This is a genomic window from Spirosoma arboris (genome assembly GCF_009754945.1).
GTDB lineage: Bacteria > Bacteroidota > Bacteroidia > Cytophagales > Spirosomataceae > Spirosoma > Spirosoma arboris.
On the sequence record NZ_WPIN01000001.1, the window covers coordinates 590437 to 603127 of the forward strand.

At 50.3% G+C, this 12691-nt stretch carries 7 protein-coding genes; 2 read left to right on the forward strand and 5 right to left on the reverse strand.

Annotated elements, in window-relative coordinates; translation table 11 throughout:
• The first annotated feature begins 38 nt into the window (after positions 1-38).
• Both GO755_RS02405 and GO755_RS02410 read left to right on the forward strand, forming a co-directional pair.
• Complete coding sequence (locus GO755_RS02405) at positions 39-1514, forward strand: acyl-CoA synthetase (protein ID WP_157582967.1); 1476 nt, start codon at positions 39-41, stop codon at positions 1512-1514.
• 119 nt (positions 1515-1633) lie between these two features.
• Complete coding sequence (locus GO755_RS02410) at positions 1634-3172, forward strand: sodium:solute symporter family protein (protein WP_227686834.1); 1539 nt, start codon at positions 1634-1636, stop codon at positions 3170-3172.
• Between the two features lie 327 nt (positions 3173-3499).
• Here GO755_RS02410 and GO755_RS02415 read toward each other — a convergent pair whose 3' ends face one another.
• From GO755_RS02415 to GO755_RS02435, 5 genes are all read right to left on the reverse strand, one after another.
• A complete protein-coding gene (locus GO755_RS02415; RefSeq protein ID WP_157582968.1) occupies positions 3500-4309 on the reverse strand; it encodes a sugar isomerase domain-containing protein in 810 nt (269 codons plus the stop codon).
• A gap of 68 nt (positions 4310-4377) precedes the next feature.
• A complete protein-coding gene (locus tag GO755_RS02420; protein ID WP_157582969.1) occupies positions 4378-5265 on the reverse strand; it encodes an ROK family protein in 888 nt (295 codons plus the stop codon).
• A 14-nt stretch (positions 5266-5279) separates the two neighbouring features.
• A complete protein-coding gene (locus GO755_RS02425) occupies positions 5280-7427 on the reverse strand; it encodes an outer membrane protein assembly factor BamB family protein (protein ID WP_157582970.1) in 2148 nt (715 codons plus the stop codon).
• Positions 7428-7612: 185 nt separating this feature from the next.
• Positions 7613-10201: a glycosyl hydrolase gene (locus GO755_RS02430; RefSeq protein WP_157582971.1), complete on the reverse strand. Its 2589-nt coding sequence runs from the start codon at positions 10199-10201 to the stop codon at positions 7613-7615.
• Positions 10202-10214: 13 nt separating this feature from the next.
• Complete coding sequence (locus tag GO755_RS02435) at positions 10215-12668, reverse strand: hypothetical protein (protein WP_227686835.1); 2454 nt, start codon at positions 12666-12668, stop codon at positions 10215-10217.
• Between the last annotated feature and the right edge of the window lie 23 nt (positions 12669-12691).

The window sequence follows — 12691 nt, forward strand, 5'->3', positions numbered from 1 at the left end:
TAGCGACTGATCTTTACTGGCTAAACCCTGTTTGCTACATGCTAAACCTCGTCCGGCAGGCCCAGGCTCATTTGAGTAATACGGCCATTATTTCTGATGGGCAATCCTATACCTATACCCAGTTGCTGGATCAGTCGAGCCAATTTGCTCAACGATTGCTGAATGGTAAGGCCGATTTAGCGGAGGTGCGAGTCGCGTTTATGGTTACGCCGGGTTTCGACTATGTCCGGGTACAGTGGGGGATCTGGCGAGCCGGTGGCATTGCCGTACCACTTTGTCTGACCTACCCAACAGCTTCACTCGACTATGTTATTACCGATACGGCAGCCGAGATAATCGTAGCCTCTTCGCGCTATGCCTCCATTGTCAGGCCCCTTGCCGAAGCCAAAAATCTCCAGTTTATCGAACTCGAACAGGACGAGGAATACCTGCCTGGAACGTTGCCTGATCTTGAGCCTGAGCGGAAGGCGATGATTCTGTACACAAGCGGCACCACCAGCTTGCCAAAAGGAGTTGTCAGCACTCACGCTAATCTGGATGCACAAATAACATCGCTCATTACGGCCTGGGAATGGCAATCAACGGACCATATTCTTTGCGTACTGCCGCTGCACCACGTTCATGGCATTGTGAACGTAATTGGGTGTGCATTATGGGCGGGAGCCTGCTGTGAGTTTTTGCCCGAATTCTCGGCAGCTGGCGTATTTGATGCTTTTCAACAGGGGGCTATTAACCTGTTTATGGCCGTTCCGACTATTTATTTTAAGCTGATTGCGTATTGGGAAAATCTGCCTGATCAGGAGCAGAAAGCGCTGACGGCTACTATGCAGACTTTCCGACTGATGGTTTCTGGTTCGGCTGCGCTACCGGTTACGGTCATGCAAAATTGGGAGCGGGTTAGTGGACAGGTACTGCTCGAACGCTATGGCATGACCGAAATTGGTATGGCTATCAGCAATTCATACCGAGGACAACGGATTCCTGGGCATATCGGGCAACCGCTGATAGGCGTGGGGGTTCGATTGGTAGATGATAATAATCAGCCTGTTGAGGACGGACAACCGGGCGAAATTCAGGTGAAAGGGCCAACAGTATTTCACCAATATTGGCAACGCTCTCAGGCTACTGCCGATGCATTTACCGATGACGGCTGGTTTCGTACGGGCGACGTAGCTGTTGTGGATGAAGGCAGCTATAAAATTCTTGGTCGAAGTTCCATCGATATCATCAAATCGGGAGGCTATAAATTATCGGCGCTTGAAATTGAAGAGGTGTTACGGACGCATCCGGCCGTTGGTGATTGTGGCGTTATTGCCCTTCCCGACGACGAATGGGGCGAAACAGTAGCCGCCGTTTTGGTAGCTGCCCAACCGATTGATCTGGCCGAACTGAACACCTGGATTCGGACACAATTGCCGCCCTATAAGGTGCCCCGTCAATATCGCATAATTGCTGAGCTACCGCGCAATGCAATGGGCAAAGTGACCAAAAACGATCTCAAACAGCTTTTCTGATTTATGGATTTCTTAACTGCCTTTCCGTATTGGGCCATTTTGGTCATCATGATCGTGAATGCCATTGCTGTGCAATTCATGAAAATAGATGTGCAGGATGACGAAAAAAAGCCTAACCAATGACCTACTTCGCCAATCACGCCACCGTTTTGCTTTGCATGGTGGTTTACTTAGGTCTGATTATCACCCTCGGCTGGTATCTCCAACGGCAAGCGGCTAAAACCGTAGGTGAATACTACCTGGCCAACCGAAGAATACCGGGCTGGGTGGTCTCGCTGGCTTTTTTCTCGACGTTCATTAGCACCAACACCTACATTGGCCAAGCGGGAGAATCGTTTCGGTACGGATTATCGTGGACGTGGGTTGGGCTTTTCTGGGCCGTTTTCTGTGTCATTTCGTGGATGATTCTCGGCCCCCGAATGCGCAATCAAAGCATCCGGCTCAAGTCGTTCACCGTTCCCGACTATTTTCAGCTTCGGTATCAAAGTCCACTTTCCCGGAGTATTCGGATCTTGTCGGCCTTCATTATTTTGTTCGCAACGATCTGGTACATGACGGGTATCGCCAAAGGAATCGCCCATTTGCTCGAGTCTGTTCTTGATGTGCCTTACGCCTACGGCGCGGCCTTTATGCTATTTTTTACCTGCTTTTATACCGTGGCGGGTGGTATGTATGGCATTATGTGGACCGACGCCGTGCAGGGTATACTGATGTTCGCGGTGGCTATTCTGATGCTGGCGCTGCCGTTTGTATACGTTGGTGGGTACGATGTGCTGATGGCTAAAATTGCCTACGTCGATCATGTATCTAAAAAAGGAACACCCATCGGCAATGGTCTGGTTACCTTCGGGCAGTTGACGTCGTTTCTGTACATTGCTGGGATCGGACTTTCGGTGGGGATGAAACAGATCTCGGAACCCAAGTTGCTCATTCGGTTTTATACTGTTAAAGACCGGAAGGGCATGAAATTCGCCATGACCTGGACGCCTATTTTTATGGGTGTTTCGCTGGTGTGCGTTATGGGTCTTGGCGCACTAGTGCATGGTATGGTAACGACCGAAGAAGCAGCTTACCTCGTCAAGAATACCGATGAAGTAGTGGGGTTCATGCTCAAGAAATTCGATAGTCCTCTCATTAGCGGTATCTGCCTGATGGGGCTTTTTGCAGCTGGCATGGCGGCTTTGGCTTCCGTAACGCTGGTCGTTGGTACCACGCTTGTGAAAGACATCTGGAATGTTTGGAAGCCAATGCCTGCTGAGCGAATCATTCCCCGTACCAAGCTGGTCATGTTGCTCTATTGCCTTGTCGTTTATTACTTCACGTTGTTTCCTCCGGCGGGAGTAGTGGAGTTATCGGCCTTTGCCGGATCGGTTTATGTAGCTAGTTTCCTCCCGACGATTTTTGGTGGATTGTACTTTCGTTGGGGTACTGATCTCGGTGCAGTGGCCTCCATGATAACCGGCATCCTGGTCAATATAATCTGGCGGTTTGGCGTTCGGCCCAATTACGAAGCCTTAGCTGATGTCCATGAGGTTTTTCCCGCGTTTATTGCCTCATTCATCGTCTACCTAATCGCCAGCAAACTCACCGTTAGCCGCAAACCCGATCAGGAACATTTGAGTGTGGTGTTCGGAACGGGAGAAGCTGTGGCTGGGTGAGGGGAATACGGAGTAGTTGGCTGAATAAAGTGATTACAATCAGCGAATCGAATTATATAATGCTATAATAACGCCTGGGAAGGCTGAAAATATGCCCATCAATATAGAGGAGAATAGCGGTTAGCAGTACTAGAGAAATTAGAAAAACACCGACGTAAACAGTTCCATGTTTTCGCAAACGGACGAGTTGACTGATAACGGCTATCAATAAAAGGCCTATACAGACAGAACCCAGAAACGGATTCTGATTCAGTATAAAATGATTGAGACTGACGGTTATCAAAAGACTCCAACCTAAGAGTTGAAGCGCTGGACGTCGATAGATAGTCATTTTGGTTCACTAACATAGGACGGGAAACCAACTCGCTCGTAGAGTTTAGCCAGTCGGTGGGCGTGTTCATCGTACGCACTTTCGAATAAAGATACCGCCCGTTCGGAGCCTACAACATTGGCTGCTGAAAGTACTTTAGGTGGCTGTCCTGCCTGGGTCAATAAACCCGCTACTTCGGCCTTGATGCAATTCACCAGAACGGCTCCTCCCACGGTTGAACCTGGTGAAACGGGCGTATCCAGACCCGGAACCGCGACCATCGCATCGCCCATAGACGCACCCGTATCCAATACTAAATCCGCAAAATCACTTAGCTTTTTACCGTCGGCACGTTTGCTGATACTCTTATCGGCATGCTGTTTCGTAATCAGGGCCACAACTTTAACGCCCCGTTCCTGAAACAATTCAGCCATTTCGATGGGAACGACATTGCAGCCACTGGACGAAATCACCAAAGCCGAATCCTGCTCCGACAAATCATAGTTTCGCAAAATGCGTTGCGCCAGACCCGGCACATTTTCCAGAAACATAGCCTGTCGTTGACCATTTGCCCCCACGACTAGATTATGAAAGGAGAGCGATAGTTCGACAATGGGGTTGAATCCCGGAAAAGAACCATAGCGGGGCCACATTTCCTCGACCATAATACGGCTGTGGCCGCTACCAAACAGATGCACCATTCGCCCGGCCAGAATTGTCTGACTAAACCACTGAGCTGCCTGTTGAATGGCTTCGGATTGTTGTTCAACGGTATCCAGAATCGCTCTGGATTTTTGAATGTATTGGGAGGTGAGTGATGAGTTCATTGTTTTAAGTTTCAGGTTTCAAGTTTCAGGTTCCATACAGTAAACTTGGAATCTGGAACTTGAAACAATTAATTTTGAAAACTAGCCGCGGCCCCGATGGCGCCGGCCCAGTCTTCAAAATGAGCTTTGCAAATGGTTGTTTTTTTGCCGCCTGGCCGCCATTCAAACAAATCCATGAAGGTTTGTAAGGGGGTAAATAAGGCATCATCAGCCTGCGTAATTCCTCCACCGAGTATAATCAATTCGGGTGAAAAGGAATTGGCAATAGACGCCAGCGCCACGGCTAACCGCCGTACAGACGTGAGCCACACGAGCGTTGCCAGTGGCTCCCCCTGTACATACCCATCAAGCAATTCATGCGTGCTTTTGTAGCGGCCATACGACCGTCGGCTGACAGTTACATTGCCAATGGCATCCTCTAAACTGCCGGGCGCATTCGTTACATCAAGTTGGTCGCTATCAGCATCTACGGCCATATGACCCAGGTGTCCAGCCATCTGAAAAAAGCCCTGGTATAACTGGCCGTTAACCAGCAGACCACCTCCTACGCCCGTACCCAGCGTGAGCATGGCCGCGTTGGCAACGGTTCGGGCGGCACCGAAACGGGCCTCCGCCATAAGCGCGGCATGGGCGTCGTTCAGTACCCAGACCCGTTCAGTTAGGAACTCGGCCCAGTCGAATCCTTCCAGACCGGGTAACCGACCGGGCATGCAGGCAATCGCTGAATTATTGGTATTGGGTAATCCCGGTGCGGCTAATCCCACCCCTAAAATGGGTTCCTTCGTTGTGGCCTTCAGTTCCTGCACGGTCTGAGCAATAACCGATTTCCAGCTATTGGTTTCCCCGTCGTTGGTGGGGGTGATTCGTTTCTGTAAAACCTCGCCCGTATGTGCGTCGATGAGTACGCCCTTAATCCGAGTGCCGCCTAAGTCGATGCCTATGGCCTGATGATTCATGTTGATAAAGCAAATTAGGGCAAAGCAAAAGCGACGTAACTATCTCCTTTGGCGGCTCCTAACTTAGTGCCACCACAGGCTAGAACGACGTATTGTTTGCCATTCACTTCGTACGTGCTGGGTGTGGCAAAAGCCGCTGCCGGGAGTTTCGTTTGCCAAAGTAACTTGCCCGTTTTCCGTGAATAAGCTTTGAATAAACCATCTTTAGTACCCGCTATAAAGAGGACACCCCCAGCTGTAATGACTGGTCCGCCGTAACTCTCTGACCCTGTAGGTTCTTTGGTCTTAAGTTCCGGGTAATTTCCCAGAACCGTTTTCCAGACGTATTCGCCCGTGTTCAGGTTGATAGCGTTCAGGGTTCCCCAAGGAGTAGGAACCGCCGGATAGCCGTTTTTATCCAGGAATTTGCTGTAGCCAGAAATCTGGTAAGGCACCTTCGTTTTTGCCTGCTCGGCCTTGCTAAGCCCTGGTTCGGCATCGTGGTTCATGCCCGGTTCCTGACTTTCGTCGCCGAACAGAAAAGCCAATAGGGATTGTTTCTGCTTGGCAGACAGGCTGGTAAAGGCAGGCATCATGCCTTTACCGTTCGAAACGATATTGTTAACAAAAGCCCGGTTTCGACGTTTGTTTATATCGACCAGCGATGGGAAACCACTGGCTGGATTGCCTTTTCGCTCAGCACCGTGACATTGGGCGCAAGTAGTGGTATATACACGCTGGCCGGGACTAAGCTGAGCAAGCTGGTCGCTGGACATTTTCTTGTTCAGTGAAATCAACCAGGCCATCTCATTGCTGTTCACGTACATAATGCCATCGGGATCTACGGCGGCTCCCCCATATTCGGCACCGCCATCCAGACCCGGATAAATGATAGTACCTCCTTTGCTAAGCGGTGTAAATGCGCCCTGGTAGCGGCTTTTGCGTAAGGTAGCCTGTAACTCCGCCCGATTTTCGGCCAGTGGACTGATGTCTACTTCGGTCAATATATTCCGGGCATAGGGAGCTGGTTTAGTTGGAATGGGCTGGGTAGGCCATGCCTTTTCGCCCTCAATATCAGAGGCTGGCATGGGCGTTTCCTTGATTGGGAATAGGGGTTTGCCCGTTACCCGATCAAACAAAAACACATATCCCTGTTTGCTGACCTGCGCTACAGCATCGACACGCTTTCCGTTGTGGGTCACTGTAATTAAATTCGGTGGGGCAGGGGCGTCCCGATCCAGAATATCATGGTGAACGAGTTGAAAATGCCAGAGCCGTTTCCCTGTTTTGGCGTCGAGGGCCAGCAGACAATTGGCAAACAGATTCTGCCCCTGACGATTACCACCATAAAAGTCAAACGCGGCCGAACCAGTTGGTACGTATACGATGCCTCGTTGGCGATCTACGGCCATCCCCGACCAGTTGTTAGCAGCGCCTACGTCTGTGTTTTTGTAGGTATCCTTCGGCCAGGTGTCGTAGCCAAACTCGCCCGGTTGAGGAATTGTATGGAATACCCACGCTAGTTTGCCGGTCTGGATATTAAACGCCTGAATATGACCAAGGGCTGCGTCAGCTCCTTCCGAAAGGCGCATTGGCATGATAATGAGGTCGCCGTACACCGTGCCGGGTGTGTTTGAGATAACCGATTTGTCTTTTGCCGTTGGGCCTAAGCCCGCTTTCAGACTAGTGCGTCCCTGATCGCCAAATGAGTTGACTGGCTTGCCGGTTGCGGCTTCGATTGCGTAAAGCCAGGCGCCATTGGTAAATAAAATGCGCTTGTCAGTTCCCTTTTCCCAGTACGTAACTCCCCGGCTGGTGCTGCCTGAACGAGCAGAGGCCCGTACTGTTGTCGTATCTTTTCGTGTCCAGAGTTGCTCGCCCGTAGCGGCATTGACGGCAAAGGGCTGTGTAGTTGCCGTCATGCCATACAGAACGCCACTTTTGATGATAGGATTGCACTGAATCTGCCCCGAATCCAGCGTATGGTATTCCCAGGCCATTTTCAACTGGCTTACATTAGTGGTATCAATTTGCGTAAGCGTTGAGTAATGGTTGCGATCGGGACCACCTAAATATTCGGACCAGTCGCTGGCAGAACCGGGAGGATCGAGTTGGGTTGTTAGTTTGGCGGCCATGAATAAAGTAGCCGACAGAAGGATCAAGGGAAGCAAAAATCGTTTCATAGGATTAGGAGACATTTACCCTCTAAATATACTGTCTGGCATAACGCATTAGTGAATTAGTTTTTGACAGGATTTACAGGATAAAACAGGATTTTTCTGTCCCCTTTTGTAATGGCAGATGCTTACATCTGCTATTTTAGGTTTCTCAGAACCTACTAGTGTCGGTTATTAGTAACCGACACCACTTATTCCATCCTGGTCAACTTAATCGGCCCTAACAAACCGGAAGGCATGGCTTCCCAGCGCGTCGCATCGAACGGGCGATAACGAATGTCCACGATGTTGATATCGTAAAATTTCTTCCAGCCGGGATTTTGTCGATCATAGAGTCGCATGTAATTGGCTGATAAGTTGGTTACGTCGATTTCCAGCCTGTTTCCAGTTGGCTTTAGTAAGCTGGCCGGAATAAGTAATTGAAAGGGAATACACCAGGCTATGCCCACTGGCTGACCATTGAGCCGAACATCAGCTACTTCGCGTACGTCGCCCAACTCGAGCTTGTAGGCCGACGGGTTGGTGCCAGCCGGTAAATCGAAGGTTGTGGTGTAGCGGGCCGTACCAGAAAAATAACTGGCAGAATCGGAGAGACTTGTCCAGGATGTCAGGCTTGGTAACGTGGCTGTGGCGGTCAGGGCTGGGCGACCGTTTAGGAGCTGAATCTGCCAGGGATTTTTCAATTCGATAGGCTGACCTTCTGCTCTGGTTTCCAGCCGTTTTTGTGTAGCTGCATCTGCAAAGACAGGTGTTCCAGAACTAGCATTCAGAAAACAGGATTGACCAGGCTCAAGCTGTAAAAATACCTCGTTTCGACCGTTTTGGCCTGTCCGAACTGGCAACACTTCGGTCTGATTCGTGAGTGGGTTGTACCGGCTAACACGGCCTGTTGCTGCGAGTGTAATCCAGTTCTGATGAAATCGGTTGCCTAAATTCGTGATAAAATACTGCGTTGTGCCCTTCGAAAGACCCGTCCGCTGTTTGCGAATAAACGATAGACCTTCACTTGCCCACGGCTCCACTCGAATACCCAGTTGTGCCAACGAATGGAATACATCGGTACTCACGGTCACAGTTTTCAGTTGCTTAAGAGCGTTGCCAAGCTGGATAACATCTGCTGACCGGGTCTTATGATTATGGAAACCGGGTGCCTGTTGTGGTAGCCCGTTAAAGACAATGCGGGCACCCAGCCGGGCCAGCCGTTCCAGTTGCCGGAGGGTAGTTTCGGGGAAATACGTGCTGTGCGGTACGAGTATAACCTGATACGTTGCACCGCCTGGACTACGAACACCCTGTTTGGTGACTGTCAGGCGCTTGAGCAATTCGTCGGAAACATAATCGAACGAATAACCATGCTGAGTCAACTGCTCACAGAGTTGCCCGAAAGGTTGGGGGAGTAGCCATTGCTCCACATGATGGACTTCTAGCTGATGAATGCCACCCGCCGATTTAGCTCGCGTTGCCCATAGATCGTGGATAGGGAAGTAAACCAGCACATCGTTATCAGGTTTGCTGGTCTGTAATCGCGACTGGCATCGTTCGATGTACTGATTCAGTTGGGGCAGATGCGGCCAGAAATGAGAACTGGGGCCGTAGTTTGTTGAGGCATAAAACACCCAGCCGGGCCAAGCTTCGGCTTGTGGAGAATAGGGGATGCCGTGATAGAAAATATGGTTGATACCCGCCGAAAACAGCTCATCGACCTGCGGTTTTACCTGCGATAGCGACACCTGAAAATGGTTTGCCAGCCAGGTTCCGGTTTCTGAACTAATCAGCGGTTTTCCCAATAGATGCGCTGCCGACGAGGCAAATTTCATGGCCAACGGATTGGGCGTACCAAAGCGATCAACTTCATAATTGGCATCGACACGCAAACCAGGAATCGGGAATCGACTGGAACCAAAAGATTCAGTTTCTGGAATACTGGCCTGAGCGTAGAGATCGAGAAGGTTTCCAGGTGAGCCATGTGCCTGATTTCTTGATAAATAACCCGCTTTGCTGGCCCAATTGCCCCAGGTTGTCGCGAAGCCGTCGTGAAGTAACTCGGAGAGTGTCTGGTGATAATCCTGATGAATGAGAATGCTTTCGGGTGTTTGGGATGTATCCAGCAATGCCGCCAACTGACTGTTGAGATCGTAGCCCCGTCGGGTTCGAAACTCGGTCAGGAAATTATCGGTCCAGTTGGCTCCATACACTTCGTAGGAGTCGTTATAAACGGCGCGTGGTTTTTCGGGTAAGCGATTCAGGGTCGAATCGAACCGTTGCAGATAGTACTGAATGGCTTGTTTACTGAAATAATCGACTACCAATCCCTGACCGCCCGGCGCGGGGCGTTTCACCTGCTGATTGGTCAGAGCCGTTATAAGTTTTCCATTTTCCACCTTCCAGACCTTGGCGGCTGTAGGCGTAGTTATCCCTGGGCCGCCAAATGGCCAGCCCGTGCCGGTTGTCAGATCAACCCCAACACCCAGCCGCTTTCCCTCGCGAACGGTATGGGCGAAAACGGCTAGCCATCGATCGCTCAAAAAAGGAATAAACTGGTTTTCGTACCCTTTAACCCCGTAAATCGGAATGATATGAACACCTCCCAGGCCAGCCTGTGCAAACTGTTCGAGTTGATGTGTAATGTCGGCTTCATTAACAGCACTCCCCATCCACCACCAATACGTCCAGGGTTTGGCTGTCTGGCTAGTTACTAAAAGTTTAGGCTGTGCCTTTAGATCGGCTAGGTTGCCTGCCAGAAAAACAAGCAACAGACCAGCGATAAACGAGTGTTTCATGCACGGTAGGGTTCTACTCCGGTCTATTTTTTACTTCGAACCGTACTTGCTGGCTTCCGGCAACACCGTCTTTGGTTAAGCCATTGACTTCCACAAGGTAAGTGCCGGGCTGATCTGATGTGTAAAACTCAATATGGCCTTTGCCCTGGGCATTGGTTTGCAGATTTGGATTCCAGTACAAGAGTGTGCGGGCGTCGGGCAGGCGACTAGCCAATAATTTGGCACTGTCGTATCGGGGTGAGTAGAACTGCCGTTCCAGTTGCAGCCCGTCGTATTCCAGTTTCACCAGACGCGTATCGAGAGGGAAACCTGCCAGATCACCTTTATACGTCATAAAACTGATGATGCCATTGAACAGGGTCGGACTCATGTAATAGAAGTTCGTAATAACATCTAACTGCTTTATTTTCAATGGGCTGAACTCAATGATTTTATCCATATCGAACACAGGCACCCCATCCATCATTACCAGGGGAGCGTTTTCGAATATAGTTCTGTAGGGCCCGTTTAGCACGTTCAGGCGGAAATGGTCCTGGCGTTTTCGAGGCATTACCCCCAATACATACTCACGCAGCACCTCTTCCATGCGCGGGAAACGCGTGTAGGCATCGAGCAGATAGGATTCGCTGGGGCGACCGTAAAAAGCGGCACTGTCAACAGTCGGGTAGGTATATTGAAGGGCTCGATCTCCCCAGTAGGTAGATTGCACCTGCATGGCTACACTCCGGCTTAGCAATTGGTCAGATTCCGATTCGGTAATGGTTAGAGCAGGTAGCTTCGGAGCCGGGGGCGCATCGACAAAGGGGCTAGTTATGGTCAGTTTTGCAAGACTATCCGCCGGATTTGTTTGAACAATGACCGTCTTGGGTCCGTAGAAATCCTGCATTTCAAATTTAATTCGGCCTGCCGAATCAGAGTGGGAAACAAACAGGCGAACGGGCTTTCCAGGTGTCGATAGGTACGTCTGTATGTTTGGCATGGGCTTGCCTGATGCCGGGTCAGTTACCGTTCCCTGTATAATAGGGCCGTTGACTTCAGGAATAAACCGGAGTAACGGCTGTTGAGCTGCTTGTTGTGATGATGTTGACAGCACATCGTTCCAGCGAAACCGGCGCCAGCCATGCGTCAGCATCAGATTGTCGGTCGCCTGCGCGATCTCGGCTGTTTCGGACTGTAGATAGTACTCTGGTGATTCGATCGTGCCCTGCAAATCGGAAGTCATCCATAAATAACTCAGAATTGATCCTGAACTGGCTGGAGCCAGGGAATCGATCCGGTACACAGCCATCGATAGCGCAGCCTGACTGGATTTCATAGTCGGCGCCAGCACCGACGCGTCGATGCTTACCTTGGCACGGGAGACGTACTGATTCTGATCGGGTTTCAGAGAAAGAGTTAACTGCTGGGTTGGGCGCTTGAAGTACAATCGTTCACAAACTGGCTGACGATTCGCATTGAAAATCGTTAGGTGTGAAATGCCTTCGCCCAGTGCTTTCCTGTCGAGCAGAAAGGTTGTTTCACGCTGAATGGACCGCATTTCGGCCGCTTTTATAGCCTGCCGGGTATGGGCAAATAGATAGACGGTAGACGGGGAATCGACATTAGTAGAAACCGTAATTTTTAGCTGATCTGCACCCGCATCGGTCAACTGCATGGTGTATCCCTGTGGCTGAATGGCAGGCAAAGGGCGAGTAAACGTCCGGCCTTTTTCATCGCGGATCAGCACCCGAAAAGTTGTGCCTTGTGTTGGCGTAACCATGAACGAACCTATCCCAAATTTGTGGGACGTAAAGCGGGAAAGGGTATCATTTTGCCCATTCAGTACCCATCCCCGAACGGCCTTTCCCTGCCCCGATGCATCGGCTACTTTAAACGCTACTTTACTGGCAAGCCCCTGTACAAGGTTGCCACCTTCCGGAAAAAACTGAATATCATACTCCGCAACTTCGTTGAGCAATGGCAAGCCAAGGGGCTTAAATGGATTGACAATAGTCAGGTTCTTTTCAAAGAAAAAGTCGGCACTAAAATTCTTCATCCAGTTCGTATAAGCACGCAATCGATACGTGCCCGACTGAAGAGAAGCTGGTAGGAACAGACTACCATTGCCGCCGTTAGTTGTCAGCGATACCTTGGTTTGCAGAACGGACTTTTGCTCGGCATCGAGCAATTCCAAATAGGCCACTTTGCTGACATCGAGTGGCTTATGGAAGGAGCCATCGACGTAATAAAGCTTAAACCACAGATTTTCGCCAATCAGATAAAAGCTCTGATCGGTATGGACAAATAGTTTTTCCTGAAGCGCCTGCCGACGGTAGGTATCAAACGGCTGCACCAGCGCATTCGTCGATTCCGTAGCCTGCCCGAAAACGCATAGACCGGGCAACAGCAGCAGACTAGCCAGGAAATACCTGATTAGAGGCTGAAAAATCAGTTGAGTCACACGACTGGACTGTTGTTTTGTGTGCATTGTATGGCCAGTTATAAGTCGTA

What these genes read in the sequence shown, in the direction of transcription:
- GO755_RS02410 (WP_227686834.1), top strand. Translation starts at nt 1,634, where the DNA reads ATGACCTACTTCGCCAATCACGCCACCGTTTTGCTTTGCATGGTGGTT.
- GO755_RS02430 (WP_157582971.1), bottom strand. Translation starts at nt 10,201, where the DNA reads ATGAAACACTCGTTTATCGCTGGTCTGTTGCTTGTTTTTCTGGCAGGC.
- GO755_RS02425 (WP_157582970.1), bottom strand. Translation starts at nt 7,427, where the DNA reads ATGAAACGATTTTTGCTTCCCTTGATCCTTCTGTCGGCTACTTTATTC.
- GO755_RS02435 (WP_227686835.1), bottom strand. Translation starts at nt 12,668, where the DNA reads ATGCACACAAAACAACAGTCCAGTCGTGTGACTCAACTGATTTTTCAG.
- GO755_RS02405 (WP_157582967.1), top strand. Translation starts at nt 39, where the DNA reads ATGCTAAACCTCGTCCGGCAGGCCCAGGCTCATTTGAGTAATACGGCC.
- GO755_RS02420 (WP_157582969.1), bottom strand. Translation starts at nt 5,265, where the DNA reads ATGAATCATCAGGCCATAGGCATCGACTTAGGCGGCACTCGGATTAAG.
- GO755_RS02415 (WP_157582968.1), bottom strand. Translation starts at nt 4,309, where the DNA reads ATGAACTCATCACTCACCTCCCAATACATTCAAAAATCCAGAGCGATT.